The 24,506-nt window shown below is 71.9% G+C and carries 18 protein-coding genes; 13 read left to right on the plus strand and 5 right to left on the minus strand.

Annotated elements, in window-relative coordinates; translation table 11 throughout:
* The first annotated feature begins 752 nt into the window (after positions 1-752).
* Genes glgC through ACIA8L_RS47810 form a run of 6 tightly spaced genes read left to right on the plus strand, consistent with a single transcriptional unit; the run spans position 753 to position 9,804 of the window.
* Positions 753-1,988 (plus strand): glucose-1-phosphate adenylyltransferase, encoded by a 1,236-nt coding sequence (gene glgC / locus ACIA8L_RS47785; RefSeq protein WP_395915597.1) that lies wholly within the window; start codon positions 753-755, stop codon positions 1,986-1,988.
* Between the two features lie 41 nt (positions 1,989-2,029).
* A complete protein-coding gene (locus ACIA8L_RS47790; RefSeq protein ID WP_395915599.1) occupies positions 2,030-4,141 on the plus strand; it encodes an alpha-1,4-glucan--maltose-1-phosphate maltosyltransferase in 2,112 nt (703 codons plus the stop codon).
* A 41-nt stretch (positions 4,142-4,182) separates the two neighbouring features.
* On the plus strand, positions 4,183-5,883 hold the full coding sequence (gene treS / locus ACIA8L_RS47795; protein WP_395915601.1) for a maltose alpha-D-glucosyltransferase: 1,701 nt from the start codon (positions 4,183-4,185) through the stop codon (positions 5,881-5,883).
* A gap of 9 nt (positions 5,884-5,892) precedes the next feature.
* A complete protein-coding gene (locus ACIA8L_RS47800; RefSeq protein ID WP_395915603.1) occupies positions 5,893-7,215 on the plus strand; it encodes a maltokinase in 1,323 nt (440 codons plus the stop codon).
* A gap of 8 nt (positions 7,216-7,223) precedes the next feature.
* Positions 7,224-9,344, plus strand: a complete 2,121-nt coding sequence (glgB, locus tag ACIA8L_RS47805) for a 1,4-alpha-glucan branching protein GlgB (RefSeq protein WP_395915605.1) — start codon at positions 7,224-7,226, stop codon at positions 9,342-9,344.
* Positions 9,345-9,363: 19 nt separating this feature from the next.
* Positions 9,364-9,804, plus strand: coding sequence for an SRPBCC family protein (locus tag ACIA8L_RS47810; protein WP_395915607.1), 441 nt, complete (start codon positions 9,364-9,366; stop codon positions 9,802-9,804).
* Here ACIA8L_RS47810 and ACIA8L_RS47815 read toward each other — a convergent pair.
* Complete coding sequence (locus tag ACIA8L_RS47815; RefSeq protein ID WP_395915609.1) at positions 9,792-11,441, minus strand: hypothetical protein; 1,650 nt, start codon at positions 11,439-11,441, stop codon at positions 9,792-9,794. The genes ACIA8L_RS47810 and ACIA8L_RS47815 overlap by 13 nt on opposite strands.
* 130 nt (positions 11,442-11,571) lie before the next feature.
* On the opposite strand from ACIA8L_RS47815, the gene ACIA8L_RS47820 reads away from it, so the two are divergent.
* Positions 11,572-12,177, plus strand: a complete 606-nt coding sequence (locus ACIA8L_RS47820; RefSeq protein WP_395915611.1) for a hypothetical protein — start codon at positions 11,572-11,574, stop codon at positions 12,175-12,177.
* Here the strand turns inward: ACIA8L_RS47820 and ACIA8L_RS47825 are convergent.
* Complete coding sequence (locus ACIA8L_RS47825) at positions 12,162-12,662, minus strand: hypothetical protein (RefSeq protein WP_395915613.1); 501 nt, start codon at positions 12,660-12,662, stop codon at positions 12,162-12,164. The two genes, ACIA8L_RS47820 and ACIA8L_RS47825, sit on opposite strands and share 16 nt — an antisense overlap.
* 24 nt (positions 12,663-12,686) lie before the next feature.
* On the opposite strand from ACIA8L_RS47825, the gene ACIA8L_RS47830 reads away from it, so the two are divergent.
* Positions 12,687-13,496 (plus strand): serine hydrolase, encoded by an 810-nt coding sequence (locus ACIA8L_RS47830; RefSeq protein ID WP_395915615.1) that lies wholly within the window; start codon positions 12,687-12,689, stop codon positions 13,494-13,496.
* 9 nt (positions 13,497-13,505) lie between these two features.
* The gene (locus ACIA8L_RS47835) at positions 13,506-14,333 is read left to right on the plus strand and encodes a transglutaminase-like domain-containing protein (protein ID WP_395915617.1); all 828 of its coding nucleotides are present in this window, start codon (positions 13,506-13,508) and stop codon (positions 14,331-14,333) included.
* Positions 14,334-14,337: 4 nt separating this feature from the next.
* Here ACIA8L_RS47835 and ACIA8L_RS47840 read toward each other — a convergent pair whose 3' ends face one another.
* Together ACIA8L_RS47840 and ACIA8L_RS47845 are read right to left on the minus strand one after the other, a co-directional pair.
* Positions 14,338-15,651: a diguanylate cyclase domain-containing protein gene (locus ACIA8L_RS47840; protein WP_395915619.1), complete on the minus strand. Its 1,314-nt coding sequence runs from the start codon at positions 15,649-15,651 to the stop codon at positions 14,338-14,340.
* 30 nt (positions 15,652-15,681) lie between these two features.
* Entirely contained in the window at positions 15,682-17,010 is a 1,329-nt protein-coding gene (locus ACIA8L_RS47845; protein WP_395915621.1) for an ABC transporter substrate-binding protein, read from the minus strand.
* Positions 17,011-17,284: 274 nt separating this feature from the next.
* Between ACIA8L_RS47845 and ACIA8L_RS47850 the strand changes: the two genes are divergently transcribed.
* From ACIA8L_RS47850 to ACIA8L_RS47865, 4 genes are all read left to right on the plus strand, one after another.
* Complete coding sequence (locus ACIA8L_RS47850; RefSeq protein ID WP_395915623.1) at positions 17,285-18,055, plus strand: C40 family peptidase; 771 nt, start codon at positions 17,285-17,287, stop codon at positions 18,053-18,055.
* 63 nt (positions 18,056-18,118) lie between these two features.
* Positions 18,119-20,104, plus strand: a complete 1,986-nt coding sequence (locus ACIA8L_RS47855) for a methyl-accepting chemotaxis protein (protein ID WP_395915625.1) — start codon at positions 18,119-18,121, stop codon at positions 20,102-20,104.
* A 70-nt stretch (positions 20,105-20,174) separates the two neighbouring features.
* Entirely contained in the window at positions 20,175-21,101 is a 927-nt protein-coding gene (locus tag ACIA8L_RS47860) for a superoxide dismutase (protein ID WP_395915627.1), read from the plus strand.
* Positions 21,102-21,109: 8 nt separating this feature from the next.
* Entirely contained in the window at positions 21,110-21,757 is a 648-nt protein-coding gene (locus ACIA8L_RS47865) for a GNAT family N-acetyltransferase (protein WP_395915629.1), read from the plus strand.
* 73 nt (positions 21,758-21,830) lie between these two features.
* Here ACIA8L_RS47865 and ACIA8L_RS47870 read toward each other — a convergent pair whose 3' ends face one another.
* Positions 21,831-24,503 carry a DUF4132 domain-containing protein gene (locus tag ACIA8L_RS47870; RefSeq protein WP_395915631.1) on the minus strand — a complete coding sequence of 891 codons (2,673 nt, stop codon included), beginning with the start codon at positions 24,501-24,503 and terminating at the stop codon, positions 21,831-21,833.
* Positions 24,504-24,506: the final 3 nt, after the last annotated feature.

The raw sequence follows: 24,506 nt of genomic DNA on the forward strand, positions 1-24,506 counted from the left end.
ACGGCTCGCCGCAGCGGCACGGCTCTGCGCGGCGCGGCGCGGCTCCGCGCGGAGCAGCGGGACGGCTCGGCGCGGCATGGCTCGGCGCGGCATGCCGTCGCCGGCGGCGCAGCTCGACGCGGCACGGCTCGGCGCAGCGGCGCGGCACGGCTCCGCGCGGCGCGGCGCGGCACGGCACGGCTCCGCGCGGCGCGGCGCGGCACGGCACGGCTCCGCGCGGCGCGGCGCGGCACGGCACGGCTCCGCGCGGCGCGGCACGGCACGGCTCCGCGCGGCGCGGCGCGGCACGGCACGGCTCCGCCCGGCGCGGCACGGCTCCGCGCGGCACGGCACGGCACGGCTCGGCATGGCTCGACGCGGACGGAGCAGCTCGACGCGGCACGGCTCGGAGCAGCGGGACGGCTCGGCGCGGCACGGCATGGCTCGGCGCGGCGCGGCTTAACGCGGCTCGGCCTGGAGGTTCGGCGCGGACGGAGCAGCTCGGCTCGGACGGCTCGACGCGGCACGGCTCGACGCGGACGGAGCAGGTCCGGCGCGGGCCAGGCAGGTCGGTGCGGGCGGGGGCTGGCTGGGCGGCTCGGCGGGGGCGGCGTTGGAGCGTGCCCTGGCGAGGCGGTGCGGCTCAGCACCGGGCGGCCGGGGCGTGGTGGCGTGGATCGGGAGGGGGTGTGGGTGGAGGCGGAGCCTCCCCCACGGATCCAGAAGTGCTGTTCGTCTGGCGCAACACGCCGGACACGTTTAGCGTCTGGCCCATGGCTGCCAAGAACGTCCTCGCGATCGTCCTCGCCGGAGGCGAGGGCAAGCGGCTGATGCCGCTGACCACGGATCGCGCCAAGCCCGCGGTGCCGTTCGGCGGCATCTACCGCTTGATCGACTTTGTCCTGTCGAACCTGGCCAACGGCGGCTATCTGAAGATGGTCGTGCTGACCCAGTACAAGTCGCATTCGCTGGACCGGCACGTGACGAAGACGTGGCGGATGTCGACGCTGCTGGGGAACTACGTGACGCCGGTGCCCGCGCAGCAGCGGCTGGGGCCGCGCTGGTTCGCCGGGTCGGCCGACGCGATCTACCAGAGCCTCAACCTTATCAACGACGAGCGGCCCGACTACGTCATCGTCTTCGGCGCCGATCATATCTACCGGATGGACCCGGAGCAGATGGTGCGCCAGCACATCGAGTCGGGGGCGTCCGCGACGGTCGCCGGCATCCGTCAGCCGCTGTCGATGGCCGACCAGTTCGGTGTGATCGAGGTCGGTGAGGGCGGGCGGCAGATCAGCGCCTTCCGGGAGAAGCCCAAGGACGCGAAGGGCCTGGCCGACAGCCCGGACGAGATCTACGCGTCGATGGGCAACTACGTGTTCACCACCGACGCGCTGATCGACGCCGTGAGCCGGGACGCGCAGGACGCGTCGAGCAAGCACGACATGGGCGGCAACATCATCCCGTACTTCGTGGAGAAGAACGACGCCGCGGTGTACGACTTCAGCACGAACGTGGTGCCGGGCACCTCGGAGCGCGACCGCGGCTACTGGCGCGACGTCGGGACCCTCGACTCCTACTACGAGGCCAACATGGACCTCATCAACGTGCAGCCGGTGTTCAACCTGTACAACTTCGACTGGCCGATCTACACCGGCAACACCCCGTGGCCGCCGGCGAAGTTCGTGCACGGCTGGGGTGAGCGGGTCGGCCGGGCGATCGGGTCGATGATCTCTCCCGGCGCGGTGATCTCCGGGGCGCTGGTGGAGAACTCGGTCGTGTCACCGAACGTGAAGGTGCACTCGTGGGCCCACGTCGAGGGATCGGTGATCATGGAGGGGGTCGACATCGGGCGGCACGCCGTGGTGCGCAACGCCATCCTCGACAAGAACGTGATCGTCCCCGAGGGCGCGGAGATCGGCGTGGACCTCGAGCGGGACCGCGAGCGATTCACGGTCTCCGAAGGGGGCATCGTGGTAGTCGGCAAAGGACAACGCGTCGAACTCTGACAACGCTGCAGGTTCCCGAACAATTCGATACGGTGAGGATCATGGGCAATCCCCCCGAGGCGCTCAAGACCGAGATCGCGACGACCACGCTGACCGAGACGGAGGTCGCCCTGTCCGCCGAGCCCGTAGAGGCCCAGGAGACGGCTGAGTCGCCGGCCGCGTTCTTCCACGCGCCGGCGGTCGGCGTCGGGCAGCGGTTCCCCATCGAGCAGGTCACCCCGCAGATCGAGGGGGGCCGGTTCGCGGCCAAGGCCGTCGTCGGGGAGGCGGTGCCGGTCAGCGCCGTGTCCTACCGCGAAGGCCACGCGATGATGGGCACCAACGTGGTGCTCATCGCCCCCGACGGCACCGAGCGGCCGTTCAACCGGCTGCGCCCGGGCCCGACCGGCACCGACTCCTGGCTCGGCGAGATACGGCCGGACGCGGTCGGCGCCTGGCAGTTCGCCGTCGAGGCGTTCAGCGACCCGTACCTCACCTGGCACAGCGCGGTCTCCAAGAAGATCGCCGCCGGCCAGGGCCTCGAGGACCTCGCCAACGACCTGGTCGAGGGGGCCGCGCTGCTGCGCGAGGCGGCCAAGGACATGCCCGAGGCGGAGCGGGGCCGGGTGCTCGGCGCGGCCGGCGCGCTCGACGACGCCGACATCCCGCTGTTCGCCCGGGTGTCGCCGGCCCTGGGGATCGCCGACGTGCTGTGGCGGCACCCGCTGCGCCAGCAGGTGACCCGGGCCGACGCGCTGCCGCTGTGGTGCGACCGGGAGCGGGCGCTGTTCTCGGCCTGGTACGAGTTCTTCCCGCGCTCCGAGGGTGCGGTCGTCGACGAGTCCGGCAAGCCGGTCAAGCACGGCACCTTCGCCTCCGCCACGCCGCGGCTGGCCCAGGTCGCGGCCATGGGCTTCGACGTGGTGTATCTGCCGCCGATCCACCCGATCGGCCGCAAGCACCGCAAGGGGCCCAACAACACGCTGGTCGCCGGCCCGCAGGACGTCGGCTCGCCGTGGGCGATCGGCGCGGCCGAGGGCGGCCACGACGCCATCCACCCGGACCTGGGCACCCTGGACGACTTCAAGAAGTTCATCGCCGCCGCGCACGAGGCCGGGGTGGAGATCGCGATGGACCTGGCCCTGCAGTGCGCGCCGGACCACCCCTGGGTCACCGAGCACCCCGAGTGGTTCACGACAAGGGCCGACGGGAGCATCGCCTACGCCGAGAACCCGCCCAAGAAGTACCAAGACATCTATCCCTTGAACTTCGACAACGACCCCGAGGGCATCCGCGCGGAAATTCTGCGGGTGGTCCTGCACTGGGTCGAGCAGGGCGTGAAGATCTTCCGGGTCGACAACCCGCACACGAAGCCGGTCGGCTTCTGGCACTGGATCATCGGCGAGGTCAAGGCGGCCGACCCGGACGTGCTGTTCCTGGCCGAGGCGTTCACCCGCCCGGCGATGATGCACGGCCTGGGCAAGATCGGCTTCACCCAGTCGTACACCTACTTCACCTGGCGGGTCGAGGGCTGGGAGATCCGGGAGTACGTCGAGCAGCTCATCGCGGCCGCCGACTACATGCGGCCCAACTTCTGGCCCAACACCCCGGACATCCTGCCGGTGCACCTGCAGCAGGGCGGCCCGCCGATGTTCAAGATCCGGGCGGTGCTGGCGGCGCTGCTGAGCCCGTCCTGGGGCATGTACGCGGGGTTCGAGCTCTTCGAACACCTCCCCCGGCCGGGCGCCGAGGAGTATCTGGACAACGAGAAGTTCCAGCTGCGCCCGCGCGACTGGGAGGCGGCCGAGCGCAACGGCGAGTCCCTCGCGCCCTACCTGCGCCGGCTCAACGCGGTGCGGCGGGAGCACGAGGCGCTGCAGCGGCTGCGCAACACGGTGTTCCACGGCATCGACAACCAGCAGGTCCTGTGCTGGTCGAAGCGCGACCCGGAGACCGACGACACCGTCCTGGTCATCGTGTCGCTGGATTCCCACAACGTGCAGTGGGGTAACACGACGTTGGACATGCCCGCGCTGGGGTTCGACTGGCACGAGCGGTTCACGGTGCGCGACGAGATCACCGGCGCGACCTTCGAGTGGGGACAGCACAACGCCGTACGGCTCGACCCCTACTACGAGCCGGCGCACGTGTTCACGGTGCATCGCCACCGGTGAGCCATCACCGATGACGACGGGCAGCAAGAGGTAGGTTAAGCATGAGCGACGCAGTCGAGCACCCGTCGTCCAGCGACTTCGACCAGGCGCGGGTCCTGCCCGCGGACGAGGGCTGGTTCCAGCGGGCCGTGTTCTACGAGGTGCTGGTCCGCGCCTTCTCCGACTCCAACGCCGACGGCTCCGGCGACCTGAAGGGGCTCATCGGCCAGCTCGACTATCTGCAGTGGCTCGGCGTCGACTGCCTGTGGCTGCCGCCCTTCTACGACTCCCCGTTGCGCGACGGCGGGTACGACATCCGGGACTTCTACAAAGTGCTGCCGGAGTTCGGGACCGTCGAGGATTTCGTGGCCCTGCTCGACGCGGCCCACAAGCGGGGCATCCGGGTCATCACCGACCTGGTCATGAACCACACCTCGGACCAGCACCAATGGTTCCAGGAGTCCCGCCGCGACCCCGACGGCCCCTACGGCGACTACTACGTCTGGTCGGACACGGACAAGGCGTACAGCGACGCCCGGGTCATCTTCGTGGACACCGAGGAGTCCAACTGGACATTCGACCCGGTGCGCCGGCAGTTCTTCTGGCACCGGTTCTTCTCACACCAGCCCGACCTCAACTACGCCAACCCGGACGTCCAGCGCGAGATGATCGACGCGCTGCGGTTCTGGCTCGACCTGGGCATCGACGGGTTCCGGCTCGACGCGGTGCCGTACCTCTTCGAGTCCGAGGGCACCAACTGCGAGAACCTGCCGGAGACGCACGAGTTCCTGCGCCGCTGCCGCAAGGTCATCGACGACGAGTTCCCGGGGCGGGTGCTGCTGGCCGAGGCCAACCAGTGGCCGGCCGACGTCGTGGAGTACTTCGGCGACGGCGACGAGTGCCACATGGCCTTCCACTTTCCGCTCATGCCGCGCATCTTCATGGCCGTGCGGCGCGAGTCGCGCTTCCCGATCTCGGAGATCCTGGCACACACCCCGCAGATCCCCGGCAACTGCCAGTGGGGCATCTTCCTGCGCAACCACGACGAGCTGACCCTGGAAATGGTCACCGACGAGGAGCGCGACTACATGTACGCGGAGTACGCCAAGGACCCGCGGATGCGCGCCAACGTCGGCATCCGGCGCCGGCTGGCCCCGCTGCTGGAGAACGACCGCAACCAGATCGAACTGTTCACCGCGCTGCTGCTGTCGCTGCCCGGCTCGCCGGTGCTGTACTACGGCGACGAGATCGGCATGGGCGACAACATCTGGCTCGGCGACCGCGACGGCGTGCGGACCCCGATGCAGTGGACCCCGGACCGCAACGCCGGCTTCTCCCAGGCCAACCCCGGGCGGCTGTACCTGCCGGCGATCCAGGACCACGTCTACGGCTACCAGTCGGTCAACGTGGAGGCGCAGAAGGAGAGCTCGACCTCGCTGCTCAACTGGACCCGCACGATGCTGCAGGTCCGCCGCCGCCACGAGGCGTTCGCGGCCGGCGAGTTCCGCGAGCTCGGCGGGTCCAACCCGTCGGTCCTGGCGTTCGTCCGGGTGCACGGCGAGGACGTCGTGCTGTGCGTGAACAATCTGTCCCGCTTCCCCCAGCCGATCGAGCTCAATCTGCAGCCGTGGGCCGGGTACACGCCGATAGAGCTCACGGGGCACGTCCAGTTCCCGCCGATCGGTCAGCTGCCGTATCTGCTGACCCTGCCGGGACACGGTTTCTACTGGTTCCAGCTGACCGCGCCGGTAGAGCAGAGCTAGAGGAGAGCCATGACTTCTCTGCCGTACACCGACTGGCTGCCGCATCAGCGGTGGTACGCGGGGCGCACGCGCACCCTGACGCACGTCGAACCGGCCGTGGTCACGCACCTGCCCGACGGGCTCGACCACGTGCTGCTCGACGCGCACTACGAGGACGGCGGCTCGGAGCGCTACCAGCTCTTCGTCGGCTGGAACCTCGACGTGGCCGCGGAGCTGTCCGCGGCCGCCCTGATCGGCGCCGACGGTGACCGCACCGCCTCCGACGCCCTCTACGACGAGCACTCGGCGCAGCGCATCCTGGCGCTGATCGACACCGGCGCGGTCGTCGAGGGCGTGCGGTTCATCCCCGAGCCCGGGGTGGCGCTGCCCGTCGACGCGCCGGCCCGGATCACCGGGGCCGAGCAGAGCAACAGCAGCGTCGTGTTCGACACCGCGGCCATCCTCAAGGTCTTCCGCCGGGTGACTCCGGGCATCAACCCGGACCTCGAGCTCAACCGGGTCCTGGCCCGGGCCGGCTGCCCGAACGTGGCCCGCCTGCTGGGCGCGATCGAGCAGGACGACCTGACCCTCGCCATGGTCACCGAGTATGCGCAGAACTCGGCCGAGGGCTGGGCGATGGCCACGACCAGCGCCCGGGACCTCTACGCCGAGCACGACCTCAACCCCGAGGACGTGGGGGGCGACTTCGCCGGCGAGTCCAACCGGCTCGGCGAGGCCGTCGCGCACGTGCACAGTACCCTCGCCGCCGAACTCGGCACCGAAACCGCCCCGCCGCCCGTCGAGGCGATGCTGGCCCGGCTCGACACCGCCCTCGCGGTCGTCCCCGACCTGCGGCCGATGGCCGACGACATCGCGGAGCTGTTCCGCACGCTCGGTGCGGAGCCGGTCCGGACCCAGCGCATCCACGGCGACCTGCACCTCGGGCAGGTGCTGCGGACCCCCGAGTCGTGGCTGCTCATCGACTTCGAGGGGGAGCCCGGTGTCCCGGTCGAAGAGCGACGGAAGCCGGATTCGGTACTGCGGGACGTCGCCGGCATGTTGCGCTCCTACGAGTACGCGGCCTACCAGCTGCTGCTCGGGCAGGAGGACGATGAGGAGCTGGGCCGCCGGGCCCGGCAGTGGGTCGACCGTAACCGGGACGCATTCTGCGACGGCTATGCTGCCGCCGCCGGATACGACCCGCGGGAGGACCGGGCCCTGCTGCGTGCCTACGAGCTCGACAAGGCGGTCTACGAGAGCGCGTACGAGGCGCGATACCGGCCGGGCTGGCTGCGCATCCCGCTGCAGTCGATCGAGCGCATGGTGAACGGTTCCGACCTGACGACAAGGTGAGCACTCCTATGAATCTCGACGACCTCATCGCCGGCCGGGCACACGACCCGCACGGCATCCTCGGCGCCCACCCGGCCGACCAGGCCGGCAACGACGTCACCGTCGTGCGGGTCCTGCGCCGTGGCGCCGGCGACGTGGCGGTCGTGACCGGCGGCGAGCGCTACCCGATGACCAAGGTGCACGGCGAGGGCGTCTTCGAGGCCGAGATCCCCGGCGTCGTCGACGACTACCGCATCGACGCCGACGGCACGCTGCACGACGACCCGTACCGGCACCTGCCGACCCTCGGCGAGCTCGACCTGCACCTCATCCAGGAGGGCCGGCACGAGAAGCTGTGGAAGGTCCTCGGCGCCCAGGTCCACGACGACGGCGTCGCGTTCGCGGTGTGGGCGCCCAACGCCCGCGGCGTGCGGGTCGTCGGCGACTTCACCGGCTGGGGCCCGCACGACGGCCTGCCGATGCGCTCGCTCGGCGGCAGCGGCGTGTGGGAGCTGTACGTCCCGGGGGCGGGTGCGGGCCAGAAGTACAAATTCCGGCTCCTGACCCCGGACAACGACTGGGTGGAGAAGGCCGACCCGCTCGCGCAGCACACCGAGACCCCGCCCGCCACCGCGAGCGTCGTCTACGCGTCGGCCTACGACTGGAAGGACGGCGACTGGATCGCCGCCCGGGCCGAGAAGCGCAGCCACGAGCAGCCGATCAGCGTCTACGAGGTGCACCTCGGCTCGTGGCGGCCCGGCCTCACCTACACCGAGCTGGCCGACCAGCTCACCGAGTACGTGACCGACATGGGCTTCACCCACGTCGAGTTCCTGCCGGTGATGGAGCATCCGTTCGGCGGCTCCTGGGGCTACCAGGTCACCGGCTACTTCGCGCCGACCGCGCGGTTCGGCTCCCCGGACGAGTTCCGCCACCTCGTCGACCGGCTCCACCAGGCCGACATCGGCGTGATCCTGGACTGGGTGCCGGCCCACTTCCCCAAGGACGCGTGGGCCCTGGCCCGCTTCGACGGCACCCCGCTCTACGAGCACGGCGACTGGCGGCGCGGCGAGCACCCCGACTGGGGCACGCTGATCTTCGACTTCGGGCGCAGCGAGGTCCGCAACTTCCTCGTCGCCAACGCCCTGTACTGGTGCGACGAGTTCCACGCGGACGCGCTGCGGGTCGACGCGGTCGCCTCGATGCTGTACCTGGACTACTCCCGCGAGCACGGGCAGTGGGCGCCCAACCAGTACGGCGGCCGGGAGAACCTCGACGCGATCTCCTTCCTGCAGGAGGCGAACGCGACCGTCTACAAGCACCACCCCGGCATCATGATGATCGCCGAGGAGTCGACGGCGTGGCTCGGCGTCACCCGCACCACCGACTCCGGCGGGCTCGGCTTCGGCTTCAAGTGGAACATGGGCTGGATGCACGACACGCTGTCGTACGCCGGCAAGGACCCGATCTACCGCCAGTACCACCACAACCAGATGACGTTCGCGACCGTCTACGCGTGGAGCGAGAACTACGTCCTGCCGATCAGCCACGACGAGGTCGTGCACGGCAAGGGCTCCCTGGTCGGCAAGATGCCCGGCGACTTCTGGAAGAAGATCGCCAACACCCGCGCGCTGCTGGCCTACATGTGGTCGTTCCCCGGCAAGCAGCTGCTGTTCATGGGCTGTGAGCTGGGCGACGAGCAGGAGTGGAGCGAGGAGCGGGGCCTCAACTGGGGCCTGCTCGACGACCCGCTGCGGGGCGGCCTGCAGCGGCTCGTGCAGGACCTCAACAAGGTGTACCGGGCGACACCCGCGCTGTGGACCCAGGACATCACGCCCGACGGGTTCCGCTGGATCAACAACGACGACTCCGCCGGCAACGTGTTCAGCTACCTGCGCTGGGGTGCGGACGGCTCGGTCGTCGCGGTCGTGGTCAACTTCGCCGCCCACCCGCACGAGGGGTACCGCATCGGCCTGCCGTTCACCGGCCGCTGGCAGGAGATCCTCAACACCGACGCCGACGTCTACGGCGGCTCCGGCGTCGGCAACATGGGCTCGGTCGAGGCGTCCGGCGAGCCGCGCAACGGGTTGCCCGCGTCGGCCGAGATCCGCGTCCCACCCCTCGGTGCCCTCTGGCTCAAGCTCGGCTAGGCGGTTCTACGCTGCTGGGATGAGCGTGGATTTCCGCGACACCATCACCATCGCGGCCCCGGCGTCCGTGGCCGGCGACATCATGAAGGCGGTTCAGGAGTGGCCCTCCTGGACCGCCTCCGTGTCTTCGGCGGTCCGGTCCAGTGCAGGCCCGTTGACGGTCGGCGAGACCGTGGTCGTCACCCAGCCCAAACTCCGCCCGGCCACCTGGACCGTGACCAAGGTAGACACCGGCGGCTTCGAGTGGACGTCGGACTCGGCGCCCGGCATCCGCAACGTCGGCGGTCACTGGGCGACGGACAACGGCGACGGCACGTGCACGGCCGAGCTGACGCTGTCGTTCGCCGGACCCCTCGCCCGGATCGTCACGCTCCTGTATTCGAGCCTGATCCGGCGGTACATCCGGATGGAGGCCGAGGGATTGCGCAAGGCGGCCGAGACCGCCGCTCAGACCAGCTGATGGCGGGGCAGGTAGGGCAGGACGTTGTGGTCGTAGACGAGCACGGTCCAGCGCTGGAAGTCGACCTGCCGCACCGGCGGGCCCAGCCGTAGCACGACACCGCTCAGCGTGCCGTAGCGCTCCAGCTCGCGGTCGACGACGACGAACCGGGCGTCGTGCCGGCGGGGGTCGAACCACTCGCGGCGCGACTCCCAGTGGAACGCCCGCGGGTATTCGTCGACGATCGGCGCCACCCGCACGCGCCCGCCGGTCTGCACCGTGATGCTGTTCGACGCCCAGTAGGCGCCGAGGCCGTAGCGCAGGTCGTTGCGCTCCAGCCAGGCCGCCACCTCGGCGGCCTCGGTCGGTGCCGGCCGGGCGATCGCCGTCTGGGCGGCGAACGCGCCGATGAGCACGGCCGCGACCAGGCCGGCGACGATCCGGTTGCGGCCGGAGACCTTGATCCGGTCGGCGAAGGTCCGGGCGATCAGGACCGCGCCGAAGGGCAGCACGGCCACCACCTGGCGGGCGCTGGCCATGTCCCCGGCCTGGGTCGAGGCCACGTAGGCGGCCAGGTTGACCAGGATCGCCACCGCCAGCCACTGGGCCACCCGGTCGGGCTCGCGGTCGCGGCGCAGCAGCCGCCCGACCGTCACCAGGACCGCGGCCGCGGCCGCCAGCAGCAGCGCGACCTTGATCGCCGCGGCGGTGGCGAAGAGGGCCCGCCAGTCCTCGCCGAGGTATGGGAAGTAGGCGCCGTAGTCGATGGAGACGGTGCGCCACAGCAGATCCAGGTGCTCCGGGACGTCCTCGAGCTCCGTGAACTCCGCGATCGGCGGGTGCACCTGGTAGCCGCCGAAGAAACCGATCAGTTTCACCGCGGCGTGCGCGATGAGGATCGACGCGACCGCAGCCACCAGCAGGTGGGCGTCGAGCGCCTTGCGGTGCTTCGACCAGACCAGCCGCACGACGCTGACGAGGGCGAGGGGTATCGCCCCGATGTACATGGCGAGGGGGTCGCCCAGCTGCGCGACCGCGAGGACGGCCGTCACCGCGACCGGCCACCAGCGGCGGAACACGGCCCGCCGGTCGACGAGCAGGGCGGTCAGCAGCAGCGGCACCCCGGTCCCGGTGTGGTCCGGGGTGTTGAGCACGATCGACCACCCGGCGTGCGGCTCCGGCACCAGCATCACCGCGACGACGACCGCCACCCGCACCCACGCCGCACGTCCCGTCGCGTCCCCTCGTGCGGCGAGCGCCGCGAACACGATGAGCAGCACGTAGGTGGTGGCCGCGGCGACGTGCACGACGTCCGGGTCAAGACCATAAAAGAGCTCGATCAGGGTGTACTGCACCAGCTCCGTCGGGAAGAAGGAGACATCGCTGAGCGTCCACCCCGAGAGGAACACGTTGCCGTGGAGGATGTCCCAGCCCTGCAGGGCATTGGCCGCGCCGTCGGCGTTGGTGCCGTTGGCGCGGGCCAGGCGCAGGTAGCCCAGCAGCATCACGGCGAGGCCGGCGAGCACGAGCCCGGCCGTCACGAACCGGGTGCGGTGAGGTGGGGTCGCGACGGGTGGTGCGGGTCCGATGGGTCCGGCGGTTTCCTGGGGCCGCTGCCGCGGGATGACGACCGGGGCAGTGGTGGGCGTCGGGCTCACCCGGGCAATTCTGAGCTACACATGCTGTCGTGCATCGGTCAGGTCCGATCACCGACAGTACGCGACTTCCGTGCAACCTCACGCTGTCTTCAAGACGTCCACCGTTCAAACAACTACACTCAGTAGTGTCATGCGCACTTCGATCACGCTCACGCTGGTCGCGGCGGCCACCGCCGCGGGGCTGACGTTCGTCGCCGCCCGGTCGGCCGTCGGCCTCCCGCCGCCGCTGAACCCGTCGGCATCACCGTCGATGGAGCCGCCGGCGGCGTACCCTTCCCCGGTCGTCTCCGGCCCGGGCGCCCAGGCCGTCGACTGTGCGACGATCCCCCGCCTCGGCAGCGGCGTCCTGCCCCAGGACGCCGGCGGCGAGTTCGTCGCCTACGGCGCCGACACCATCACCCGCTGCGACACGCTGCTGGAGACCCCGGGCCCGGCCGTCGCCCCGCCCGAGGTCCTGCACCGGGCCGAGTCCGTCGCCGCGTTCGTCCAGCTGCTCAACACCCTGCCCGCGCCCCAGACCGACCAGGCCTGCCTGCGGGTGGCGTTCACCGACCAGCTCAGCTTCGTCGTCACGTTCGCGCCGGAGACCCGCAGACGGCCGCTGGTCATCGTCGTGGACCGCAACTGCGCGGCCCTGCTCGTCACCGAGAACCTCGCCACCCGGGTCCGCTCCTACGCGACATTGGACCCGATGCCGCTGTTCGAGCAGCTGTATCGGGATCAGCCGCCGTCCTGATCGGGGTCCATGGCCACGATCTGATACTCCCCGGCCGCCGCCGAATGCTCGGGCGCGGGCCGATCCAGGCCCGCCGTGTGCGAGTGGACCTGCTTGCCGTTCGGCCCGCGGCGGGAGACGACCGGGAACGGGACGAGGCGGATCGGCTCCGGCGGGGTCGCGAACCGCCCCGACCCCCACCGCACCCACAGCGCCTCCCGCCCGGCGGCCGCCTCGGCGACGAGCTTGTCGAGGGTTCGCTTCCGATCGGCGTGGTCGACCTCGACGACGAGCGGCGGCCGGCCCGGCCGCGCGATCCCGACGTCGACGACGGAGAACTGCTTCTCGTACGGCGGGGGCAGTGGCACGACGCTCGACGCACGACGGTACACCCGCCAGCCCTCGCTCTTCGCCCATTCGACGGTGGCCTCGATCAGCAGCTCCGTGACCTCGTCGGCGCTGCGGTCGGCGAAGGTCAGCCGCTGCAGGTATGCCACCAGGTCCATGCCGAGCACCCTAAACTGCGGCGGGTGAACGCACCGTCGGCCGTCACCCGGATTCGCCGGGCCTACACGAGGGCCAAGTCCGCGGCCGGTGGCACGTGGCACGCCAGGATCTCGTTGCACGGCGGGCCGGTCGTCGCCGACCGCGACAACGAGCTCGTCAAGGGCTACAGCATCCAGAAGCTGTTCGTGGCGGCCGCCGTCCTGACCCGGGTCCCGCTCGAGCGCCGCATCCGGCTGCGCGAGGAGGACATCCTGGGCGGCAGCGGCCTGTATCACCTGCAGCCCGCCGTCGGCGACGACCTCACGGCCGCCGGCGTCCTCACCGCCATGCTCCTGGTCTCCGACAACACCGCGGTCCGCCTGTGCGGACGGCTGGTCCCGGCCGCGGAGGTCAACGAAACCCTGGCGGCTCTCGGCTTCGAACGCACCCGCGTGGAGCCGACCCCGGACCCGGCCCGCTTCTACCTCGGCGACACCACGCCCCGCGAGACCCACGACCTGCTGACCCGCCTGGCCGCCGGCACCCTGCTGAGCCGCGCCGGCACCGCGTTCATGCTGAACGTCCTGCGCTCCCCCTCCGGCTACCACGACGGCATCCGCCACGACCTGTCCGGCCCCGCCCGCAGAAGCGTAGCCACGAAACACGGCGCCGACCACGACGCGGGGGGCGCGGCCCGCCACGAGGCCGGCATCATGTTCGCCGAGAACGAAACCCCGGCCCTGGTCTACAGCCTGTTCACAACCGCTCTACCAGCCCCGGACGACTACGGCCCCACCCACCCGGCCGCAAAAGCCCACGCCGCCCTCGGGCGGATCCTGCGAAAAAGTTGTTAGGTTCGAACCATGTTGCAGCGGTACCGCGAGCAGTCGCGCTTCAGCGAGCCGGGGCGGTTCGGGGGGCTTCTTGATGAGCTGCCCGAGGATGTTCCCGGGTTGATGGCGGGCGTGCGAAACGTCCTGGTGCACTACCGGGCCTCGGGGGTGTCGTTCGACCAGGCGCGGCTGGCGGAGATCGACTCGCGGTGGGCGTCGCGGATGCTGGAGCTCGACCAGGGGCGGTTCCCGTCGGCGCTGCGCGAGCCGCGGCCGGTCGCGGAGCGGGTCCTCGGGTGCTGCCGGGACTTCACGCTGCTGACGATCGCGGCGCTGCGGCGGCGGGGGGTGCCGGCGCGCAGCCGGGTCGGGTTCTCGCCATACTTCGCCGAGGACTGGAACTACGACCACGTCGTCGCCGAATACTGGAACGGCCGCCGGTGGGTCCTCGCCGACGCCCAGCTCGAGCCGGACGACTACCCGTTCAACACCGCCGACCTGCCGCTGTTCGTCACCGCCGCGCAGGCGTGGACCGCCCACCGCCGCGGCCTGATCGACGCCGACCGCTACGGCGTGGACCCGGGGCTGCCGTTCCGCGGGCACCAGTTCCTCCTCGACAACGTGCTGCTGGAGGTCGCCCACCGGCAGTGCGACGAGGCACTGCTGTGGGACCAGTGGGGCGCGATCACCGACCGGACCGCCGACGAGCTGGCCGAGCTGCTGCTGTCGGCCGATCGCGGGGACGTCGACGCGGAACGGACCCTGGCCAAGCGGTACCAGAGCGATCCGTCTCTGAGACTGAGCAACCGCGTGCACTGCATGTCCCCCAGCGGCTTCGACGGCTGGGTGTCCATCTAGGGCGCTACGCGTGCACGACGCGGCCCTTGCCGCCGGTCTTGGCGGCGTACATCGCCTGGTCGGCGTCGTGCATGAGGGCGTCGATCGGGGTCTCGCCGTCCCACACGCTGACGCCGATGCTGGCCCGTGGGGTGATGACGCAGCCGTCGCGGTAGACGGCCGGCTCCTGCAGGTCGGTGCAGAGCCGGTCGGCGATCAGGTAGACGTCCTCGGCCGAGTCGACGCCGTCGAGGAGGACGGCGAACTCGTCGCCGCCGAGGCGGGCCACGGTGTCGGCGGTGCGGACACCGGCCAGGAGGCGTTCGGCGACGACGGTGAGCAGGAAGTCGCCGGCGTTGTGGCCGTAGGCGTCGTTGACCTGTTTGAAGCCGTCCAGGTCGATGAGGAGCATGGCGACCGGGCGGTTCCCGGCGGCGGCGTTGGGGCGGGCGGCGGCGATGCGTTCGCGGAGCAGGGCGCGGTTGGCGAGGCCCGTGAGGCCGTCGTGCGAGGCCCGATGGTGGACCTCCTCGAAGGCGGCCCGCAGCACGCCGAGGGTCTCGTTGAGTGAGCGGCCCATCTGGCCGACCTCGTCGCCGCGGTCCATGTCGACCCGCCGGCTCAGGTCGCCCCGCGCGACCCGGGCCAGGACGTCGACGACCTCGCGCAGCGGGCGGGAGATGGCCCGGGCGGTGAGCACGGCGAGCAGGATCGCGGTGAGCGCGCCCGCCGCGAGCAGGGCCGCGGTGAGCTGGGTGTTGCGGATGCCGTTGGCCTTGGCCCGCCGGGCACCGTCGGCGACGGCCTCGACGAGCTGGTCCAGGAACGAGTTGGCGCGGTCCTTCACGGCCCGGGCGATGGCCTCGGACCGCACGAGGACGACCTGGGCCGCCTTCTGCTGGTCGCCGGCGTTGGCGGCGTCGAGGGCGGCCTGGCGGGCGGTGCGCCACATGGTGACGGTGGCGGCGAACGCCTTGAGGCCGGTCTGCTCGGACTGCGGCAGGGCGATGGCCCGCAGTTCGGCGATGCGGGCGTCGATGTCCTGGTCGGACTCGGTGATGATCTCGGCGTAGGTGTCGCGGTAGAAGCCGGGCTCCGACAGGATGTAGGCCAGGACCGCCTCGAGCTGGGCGCCGACGGCGGAGCGGACGGTGGTCATCTTGTCCAGGGCGACGACGTTGACCCGATACTCGCGGTCCTGCTCGTCGACGAGGCGCTGGAGGTTGACCAGGCCGACGACGCCGGACGCGGTGAAGATCGCGGTCACGACCAGGGACACGCTGACGATCTTGGTGGCGATCCGCAGATCCGCCACCCGTCGCCGTACGCGTCCGAACACGGTGTTCACATCGGCATCCACCGCACCGGATCAAGCCGGCCAGGTGGTCTCGATGTGGTGCAGGACGGTAGCGGTGTCCGCGCCCTTGATCCAGTCGGTCATCCCGGACCAGAACGTGCCGGCGCCGACGGCCGGGGGCATCTGGTCGGAGCCGTCGAAGCGGAACGTCACCCCGGGGTCGGCCAGCAGCGCCGCCTCGAGCTTCTCGATGGGCGTGGTGAGCAGGTTCTGGTCGAGGCCCTTGTTGGGGCTGACGATGCCGGCGGTGCGGGCGCGGCTGTCGGCGAAGGCCGGGGTGGACAGGTACAGCGAGAACGCCTCGACCTCGGGCCGGTCGGTGAACGCGCCCGCGAAGACACCGGCGCCGAGGATCGGGCGGCCGGCGGCCGGGTCGACCGGCGGCAGGTAGAACGCGTACAGGTCGCCGCCGGGGTCGATGGCGGCGTTGGCCGGCCAGTAGCTGGTGTAGAAGGACGCCTGGCGGTGCAGGGCGCACTCGTGCAGCAGGATCGGCAGGCCGGCCTCCTGGTAGGCGGTGGTGGCGACGCTGTCCACGCCGCCGAGGCCGCCGTTGACGTACTTCGGGTTGCGCAGGATCCCGCCGGCCCGGTCGAGCGCGGCCACGACCCGCGGGTCGTCGAACGGGATCCGGTGCTCGACCCACTGGTCGTAGACGGCCGGCCCGGCGGTGCGCAGCAGGGTGTCCTCGAGCCAGTCGGTGGCGGGCCAGCCGGTGGAGCCGCCCGACTCGATGCCGGCGCACCACGGCTTGATGCCGGTGGCGGCGATGCGGTCGCTCAGCGCCGTCAGCTCGGCCCAGGTCTGCGGCACGGTGTACCCGTGCTCGTCGAAGTACTTCGGGGAGTACCAGACCAGCGACTTGACGTTGCCGTCGATCGGGGTGCCGTAGAGCTCGCCGTCGACGGTGCCGTACCGCTGCCAGTCCGGCGGATAGTTGCGCCCGACGCTCTCGGCGACCGTCTTGGCCGCCGGTTTGAGCCGCCCGGCCCGAGCCAGCAGGGCCAGCAGGCCCGGCTGCGGGAAGAGGGCGACGTCGGGCCCGTGCCCGGCGGCGGCGTCGACCGGCAACGTCTTCTCGAAGTCGGCCCGGCCGGTGTAGTCGATCGTGATGCCGGTGCAGCTCTCGAACGCGTCCCAGGCCTGGACGAGCTTGTCGGCCTCGACGTCGCGGATGGAGGACCGGACCGTGATCGTGGTGCCCTCGTGACCCCGGTACGCGGCGTAAGGGGCGCAGGCGGGGTCGGCGGCGGGGCCCCCGGAGCCGGGGCCGGCACACCCGGCGAGGAGCGCGAGGGTGGCGGCGGCGACTGCTGCACGCTGTACCCCCGGAAACTCCATGAAAGCAATATATGCGTCCAAATCGCCGTGAAACTCGGGACGCCCGAACGGCCGGGAAAGGTTGGCCGGTCGGTACGGACATAACGGTCGATACCCGCCCTGATGTGGGTGAGATAGGTGGTGAGGAATGTCACGAACGGTCACCAGCGGGGAAGGAGCGGCCTAGCGTCGCCAACGGCCCCACAACGGGGCTGGACGACGACATTGTCCGATTTCAGCCCGGTACTTCGGGTCAGCGCCGGCACCACGGGCGCTCCATCCGAGACACGCGAGAGTGCACCGGGCCGACCGTGGAGCCGAACTGAACGCACGCCAGCCGCTGCACCGCATTGCAGCAGGCACCGCAGCCATCGCCCTTTCCGCCGTCTGGCTCGGCCCCTCGGCCGCCGCGGCCCAACCCGTTCCAACCACCGCATCCGGTCAGGCGGACACGACGACCGAGACGGTACTGACCGGCTCGCCCGCCCTGACGCTCGCTGAGCAGGAGGCTCTGCTCACCGCCTACGAGCGGGTCGATCGCGCCAACCGCGAGGTGTACGTCCACCTCGCCTCCTCGCAGCGCGACACCGCCACGGCCCCGGCGCCGCCCGCGCCGACGCCCACGAAGACCTCGTCTTCCGCGTCTTCATCGTCATCATCGTCATCATCGAAGAAGACTTCGTCGAACACGACGAAGAAGCAGCAGACGACGACGACGACGGTGAAGCCCCCGTCCGGGGCCGCCGGCACGGTGGTGTCGTTCGCGATGGCGCAGGTGGGCAAGCCGTACGTGTACGCCGCCTCGGGCCCGAACGCCTACGACTGCAGCGGCCTCGTCGCGGCCGCCTACGCGAAGGTCGGCATCAAGCTGCCGCACCAGAGCGAGCAGATCGCCGCCCGCGGCCGCCAGGTCCCCGCTGGACAGTGGATGCCCGGCGATGTCATCCACACGTCGGGGCACGTCGCCATCTACATCGGCGGCGGCAAGATGGTGGAGGCGGCCAACCCGTCGGCCGGCATCCGCGTCGCGCCCGTGCGCGGCGGGACGGCGTACCGCTTCCTGTAGTGACCGGTTTCCGGGCGGGACGTTTCTCTCAGGAGCGGACCCGCCCGGGCCGATCAGGCCGTTGTGAGCGGATCTCGCCGGCCTGCGCTGCTCGTGCCGATGCTGTGGCTGTCCGACCGGGTTCGCACCAGCACCCGGTTGGCCGTGCTGGTGGTGGTACTGCTCGTACCCGGCCTCGGCACCACCTACGCCTACACCACCTCCGTCGGCAGCCAGCTCGACTTCGCCGCCGGCGAGCGGGACGGCACCGAGGTCGTGCTCCCGGCGCTCACCGCGATGACCGAACTCGCGACGGGCGGGAAGCCCGACCTCTCGGCACTCCCCGGCACGCTGCCCAGTAGTGGCGGCCCGGCCGCGGCCGACGCCGTCGCCGGGCTGATCACCGAGGTCGGCAACAGCTCCGGCCTGATCCTCGACCCGGACCTCGACACCTACTACGTCATGGACGCGCTCGTCGTCGAGCTGCCCAAGGCCCTCGCGGCCGCGGCCGGCGTCGCCGCCCCCGACACCGCGCCGCCCCTCGCCGACCGGGTCGCCGCCCAGGCCGTGCGGGCCGGCCGGCTCGACGACGCCGCGGGGGCGCTGCGCACGGGGGTCAAGACCGCGGTCGCCAACACCAAGGACACCGCGCTCGCCGGCGACCTGCAGCCGCTCACCACGGCCGCTGACGCGCTCACCGCCCTCTCCACCACCCTGACGAAAGGCCTGGCCACCCCGGGCCCGGTCGACGCGAGCGCCGCCGCGGCCGCGATCCGCCAGGCGATCGGGCCGGCCACCGGGGCGCTGCGGCGGCTGCTGACCGAACGGTACGACCGGCTCGCCCGCGACCGCATGATCAACCTGGCCGTCACCAGCGTGACCGCCGTCCTCGCGATCTGGTTCGCGGCGTCGGTCTGGTGGCGCACCCGCCACGACGTGCAGTTGGCCGTCGGCGCGGTCTCCGCCACCGCCGCCGGTGACCTCTCGGCGCGCGAGGTGCCGGCCGGCCGCGACGAGCTCGGCGACATCGGCCGCGCCCTGGAACGCTCCCGGCAGCGCCTGGTCGAACAGGAGGAGCAGCTCGGCCGGGCCCAGCGGATCCGCGAGGAGCAGCTGCACGCCAGCTTCGAACAGCAGCGGGAAGGCCAGCGGCAGCTGCGGGAGCGGGCCCAGAGCGTCGTCGACGAGTCCGTCGGCGCGATCTCGGCCGAGCTCGAGGACGTCGTGGCCCAGGTCGGCGAGGTCCGCCAGGCCGCCCGCACGATCGAGGACCGGGTCAACGAGGCCGACCGGGCCACCGCGTCGGTGATGGACCGGGCCGGCGACGCCGAACGGGTCGTGGCCGCGCTCGGCGAGCGGCTGCGCCAGGTCGACGGCACCACCCAGCTCATCGCCGGCATCGCCGCGCAGACCCGGCTCCTCGCCCTCAACGCCACCATCGAGGCGGCCCGGGCCGGTGAGGCCGGCCGCGGCTTCACGGTCGTCGCCAACGAGGTCAAGGACCTGGCCGGCAGTACCGCCGAGTCGACCGAGCGGATCGCCGCCACGGTCGCGGAGCTGGAGCGCACGGCCGGGCAGATGACCGACACCATCCGGGCAATGGTCGCCGGCGTGGCCGGGATCGGAGAAGCGACGGGGGTACTGCACACCGTCGCCCTGGACCAGCACGCCACCGTCGAGCGGCTGACCGGCCGGGTCGGCGAGACCATGGAGCGCATCAGCGGCATGTCGGCCCTGGCCGAGAAGCTCGAACGGCGCCACGCGGAGCGGATCGCGATGTCCGGGCCGGTGCGCTTCGGCGTCGACGGCGGGTCGGAGTTCGTGACCGGTGAGCTGATGGACCTGAGCACCGGCGGCCTGCGGGCCTGCACCGACGGTGATGTGCCGGTGCGCTCCGGCGACACCGTCATCGTGGAGCTCGACCTCGGCGGCGGCGCCCCGACCCGGGCCCACGCGCAGGTCATGCACGTCGTGCGGCAGGGCGCGCAGACCGAGGTGGGGATGCAGCTGCTGACCCCGCCCCCGGACGTCGTGGAGCGCATCCGCCGCTTCGTGGACGCCTCGGCCTAGCGGTTTCGGGGTTCGTCGAACCGTTCCCAGCTTCGGGGGGTAAGTACTAGGCATGACCGTACATCGGCGCATGACAGTCATCCTGACCCTGGCCGCCGCGCTCACGGCCGCGCTGCTGGCCGGCCCGGCCTCCGCGTTCGCCTCGGGCGCGGACCGCCCGCTGCCCACGACGCTCAACCTGCCCGACGGTTTCCAGCCCGAGGGGATCGCGATCGGCCCCGGCGCCTTCGCCTACTTCGGCTCCCGGGCCGACGGGCGCATCTACCGCGTCAACCTCGTCAGCGGGGCCGGCGCCCAGCTCAGCCCGCCCGTCGGCAGCGCGTCGCTGGGCATGAAGACCGACGGCCGCGGCCGCCTGTTCGTGGCCGGCGGGGGCGGCGGTGACGCCCGGGTCGTCGACACCCGCACCGGCGCGGTCCTGGCGTCGTACAAGTTCACGACCGGCACCACGTTCGTCAACGACGTGATCCTGCTCGACGGCTCCGCCTACTTCACGGATTCGCGGCAGGCGGTGCTGTACAAGGTGGCGACGGGCCGCCGCGGCAACCTGCCGGAGTCGTTCACCACGCTGCCGCTGACCGGCGACTTCGTCCTCACCCCCGGCGTCAACAACCTCAACGGCATCGCCGCGACCCCGGACGGCCGGGCCCTGATCGCCGTGCAGTCCAACACCGGCTTCCTGTTCCGCATCGACCCCCGCACCGGCGCCACGAAGCGCATCGACACCGGCGACCGCACCTTCGTCAACGGCGACGGCCTGTGGCTCTCCGGCCGCACCCTGTATGTGGTGCAGAACCGCGACAACAAGGTCGTCGCGGTGTCGCTGAACCACGCCGGCACGAAGGGCACGGTCCGCGCCGAGCGCACCGACCCCCGCTTCGACGTGCCGACGACGATCGCCCAGTTCGGCCACCGCCTCTACCTGCCCAACGCCCGCTTCACGACCCCCCCGGCGGCCGACACGACCTATACGGCCAACTCGATCGCCGTGTTCTGATTGGCGGCATGGGGACCGCACTGACCGACCTGCTGAACGCCGCCGCCGCGGGCCACTTTCCCCCCGCGGACGGCGGCGTCTCACTGCTCCCCCAGCCGAGCCCGAGGGACGCGGGCGTCATCGCGTTCACCGCCCACTCCGTGGTCTTCGTGGACGAGGACCCGACGTGGCTCCGCTCCCAACTCGAGGCCGCCGGCACCGACGCGCTGGCCGCCCCGATGCACCCCCGCTTCCTGACCGCGCTGCTGGACCGCACCGGCCGCACGACCGAAACCATCGACCTCCTCACGGTGGCAACGGCCTTGCCGGGCCCCCCGCCGCTACCCTTGCACCGCGTAGACGCCCCCGACCACCCGAGGGTGGTCAGGGCCAGCACCCGCCGCGACGACGTCCACGTGTACGCAACCGAAGGCGCCCTCCTGGTCCTGGGCCGAGGCGTAGCCGGCCGCTGGGAAGCCGCCGTCGAGGTCGACGAACCCCTCCGCCACCGGGGCCTGGGCCGCCAACTGGCAACCGCCGCCCGCCACCTGGTCCCGGACGGCGCCCCGGTCTGGGCCCAGCAGGCCCCGGGCAACGCCAGAAGCGTCCGCACCTTCCAGGCCGCCGGCTACCGCCCCGTGGCCGCCGAAGCCCTCCTGGTCCGCCCACCAACCTGAGCGCCTCTCCCCGCCGGCCGGCGGTCGTCGGCCAAGCGATCGGACGGCCCGAAGTGTTGCGGGCAGCGCGGGCTCAGGGCAGCTGGGACAGGATCGTGGGGTCGGTGATGTGCTCGTCGTCGGCCAGGAGCAGGACCTTGCTCAGGATCACGCTGGTCATCGGGTCGTCGTCGGCCCACGGCAGGAACAGGCGCTGGTGGCGAGGTGTGCCGAAGGTCTTGGGGACCACGCACAGGTAGCCGGCCGGCTCCAGGTGGATCGAGCCGCTGTTGAGGTGGACCCGGTAGGTGGCCCTCGAACCGCGGATCACCGCCGCCGCCCCGGTCACCGTCACCCGGTCCAGGTGCAGGTCCCGAATCAGGGCGGCCAGGAGTTGGGCGCGGCTCTCGGCGTGCCGAGGTGACGCGTAGGCATCCGGGTCCGTGCCGGCCACCGAGACCACCAGGTCCAGGTCGCGCATCGTCTCGGAGAACACGATCGGCGGGACGTCCTCCAGCGCCACCGAACCACCGCGGCCAGAACCGAAGCCCGAGTTGGATCCGGAGCCAGAGCCCGAGCGCAAGCCCGATCCCGGATCAGGCCCCGAGCGCAGACCCGAGCCGGAACCAGAGCCCGGGCGCGAACCCGAGCCCGGGCGCGAACCCGAGCCCGGGTGCGAGGCCGAGCCAGGGTCGGGGGCTGAGTGCGAGGCCGAGCCGAGGTCGGGGTGCGAGGCGGAGCCGGGGGCGAGGAAGGTCAGCGTGCCCAGGATGGCATCGCCGAGGCCCAGGTAGCTGTCGAACTCGCACTCCAGGGCCGCGGTCAGGGCGCCCTCCACGGTGCGGGTGATCGGGTGTTCGTCGTCGGGGTTGCCGCCGGTCGACCAGCCTCGGGCGGACAGCAGCTGGGCGGTGACCTTGCCGTTGACGCGATGGCCGGCGAACCTCGCCGAGCGGTCGGCCGCCTCGCGTTCGGCCGGCGTGAGGAGGTAGAGCTCGCGGAAGACCTGCCGCACGGGCTGGGTGATGCGGCGGGTCACGATCTCGGACTGCCAGTGGGCCAGGGAGCCGCGCTCGTAGAGGTGGTGGGGGTGGACGGCGGTCAGCGGGGCGCTGGTGTCCACTTCGGACAGCAGGCCGACGGTGCCGGTGTGGTCCAGCCACAGCAGCGACGCGAGCATCGCGGCGGCCGCGGGGAGGCGGCGCAGGCGGTCGAGCTCCTCCGGGGTCACGGTGCCGGCGGTGGCGACCAGGCGCTCGAGGAGGCCGGTGCGCAGGCGGCGGGACTGCTCGCGGAGGCGCTCCTGGTGCTCCCGCAGGGCGGCGAAGCCGGGCTCCTTGCGCAGCTGGGCCGGGACGGTCCGGAGGCGCTTGCCGGCCTTGACCACCGCGATCACCGCATCGGCGCCGTCGGGCTCGACGGTCACCGTGTAGTCGCCATGGTGCAGCTGCGCCGGGGTCTCGGCCAGCTCGGCCTCGCAGTGCCACTCCAGGCGGGCCGCGTCGGGGAAGCCGGCCACCTGCGCCAGGTGCTCCAGGGCCGTCTCGATCGCGGCGGCGTGGCTGTGGCGGCGGCTCGGGCCCAGCTTCGCGCCGCGCTTGGCGACCTCGCGCAGCGTGGCGTAGCGGTCGTGGACGGTCTCGCCGGCGTCCAGGGGCAGCAGGCCGAACGCGGCGATCCCCTCGAGGGCGTTGTGCTTGACGCGCCGCTCGACCGCGGCCCGGTTGCGGCCCAGCGCGGCCGCCACGGCCTCGCTCGGCACCAGCTGCAGGACCCGGGCCGTGCCGTCCGCCCCGGCGGCCGCGGCGGCGGCGAGGATCGCGGCCCGGTCGTGCGGGGCGGTGCTGTCGCGGCACAGGAGATACAGCGGCCGGCCTTGTTCGAGGCCCAGCAACGGCAGGATCACGTCGGCGTCACCGGCCGGGACCCGCAGCTCGTAGGCCCGCTCGATGTCGGCCGGGCCGCGGGTGGCCAGCCACTCGACGAGCTCGGTCCGCTCGGTGGCGGTGAGGTCGGCGGCGCCGAGGGCGGCGGCGTGCGGCGGCTGCTCCTCGATGGCCCGGCGGACGAACCGCAGGCCGCGGGGGCGCACGACCGGGATGTCCGAGCCGCGCCAGAACATCGCGTCGACGACGTCGCGGACGAAGCCCCGGCAGGCCGCCCGTTGCTCGTCGAGGCCGCGCCACAGGTGCCAGTCGGCCGCGAATGCCCGCTCCACAGTGGACTCTTCGAGGTCGCCGCGGGCGTGCAGGGTGTCGAGGAGGCGGACCACCATCGGCCGGGACAGCGGGCGGAACACGTTGCCCAGCAGCAGTTTGAGCAGCGGCCCGTCGCCGTCGGCGATGGCCCGCTCGGCGAGCACGTCAGGCCGGAACCAGCTGTCGCCGATGAGCATGGCCAGACGCTCGGCCCGGCTCGGGGTCGGCCACGGCACGTCGAGCAGCCCCGCCGCGTCCCGCCGGTCGAGCACGGGGAAGGCCTGCTCGTAGACGGCGTCGAGCGCCTGCACGATGTCGCGCACGTTGGAGGCGAGGTGCCCGCCGGTGGCCTCGCCCTCGGTGCCGGCCCGGATCCGGGCCCGCACCCGGGCGGCCAGCTCCCACAGCGTCGCCCGGTCCGCGGTCTCGGCCGCGCGGACGAGCTCCCACAGCGCCGCCCGCTCCGCGGCGACCCCGGCCTGGTAGCGCTCCGGGACGCCGCCCGTCGCCCGCGGGCGCAGCACGTCGCCCATCATCGTCACGCCCTGCACGGTCACGAACTCGTCCACGGC

Source organism: Dactylosporangium sp. NPDC051541 (genome assembly GCF_044454505.1).
In the GTDB taxonomy this organism is placed as follows: domain Bacteria; phylum Actinomycetota; class Actinomycetes; order Mycobacteriales; family Micromonosporaceae; genus Dactylosporangium.

What these genes read in the sequence shown, in the direction of transcription:
- glgC (WP_395915597.1), top strand. Translation starts at nt 753, where the DNA reads ATGGCTGCCAAGAACGTCCTCGCGATCGTCCTCGCCGGAGGCGAGGGC.
- ACIA8L_RS47790 (WP_395915599.1), top strand. Translation starts at nt 2,030, where the DNA reads ATGGGCAATCCCCCCGAGGCGCTCAAGACCGAGATCGCGACGACCACG.
- treS (WP_395915601.1), top strand. Translation starts at nt 4,183, where the DNA reads ATGAGCGACGCAGTCGAGCACCCGTCGTCCAGCGACTTCGACCAGGCG.
- ACIA8L_RS47800 (WP_395915603.1), top strand. Translation starts at nt 5,893, where the DNA reads ATGACTTCTCTGCCGTACACCGACTGGCTGCCGCATCAGCGGTGGTAC.
- glgB (WP_395915605.1), top strand. Translation starts at nt 7,224, where the DNA reads ATGAATCTCGACGACCTCATCGCCGGCCGGGCACACGACCCGCACGGC.
- ACIA8L_RS47810 (WP_395915607.1), top strand. Translation starts at nt 9,364, where the DNA reads ATGAGCGTGGATTTCCGCGACACCATCACCATCGCGGCCCCGGCGTCC.
- ACIA8L_RS47820 (WP_395915611.1), top strand. Translation starts at nt 11,572, where the DNA reads ATGCGCACTTCGATCACGCTCACGCTGGTCGCGGCGGCCACCGCCGCG.
- ACIA8L_RS47825 (WP_395915613.1), bottom strand. Translation starts at nt 12,662, where the DNA reads ATGGACCTGGTGGCATACCTGCAGCGGCTGACCTTCGCCGACCGCAGC.
- ACIA8L_RS47835 (WP_395915617.1), top strand. Translation starts at nt 13,506, where the DNA reads ATGTTGCAGCGGTACCGCGAGCAGTCGCGCTTCAGCGAGCCGGGGCGG.
- ACIA8L_RS47845 (WP_395915621.1), bottom strand. Translation starts at nt 17,010, where the DNA reads ATGGAGTTTCCGGGGGTACAGCGTGCAGCAGTCGCCGCCGCCACCCTC.
- ACIA8L_RS47860 (WP_395915627.1), top strand. Translation starts at nt 20,175, where the DNA reads ATGACAGTCATCCTGACCCTGGCCGCCGCGCTCACGGCCGCGCTGCTG.
- ACIA8L_RS47865 (WP_395915629.1), top strand. Translation starts at nt 21,110, where the DNA reads ATGGGGACCGCACTGACCGACCTGCTGAACGCCGCCGCCGCGGGCCAC.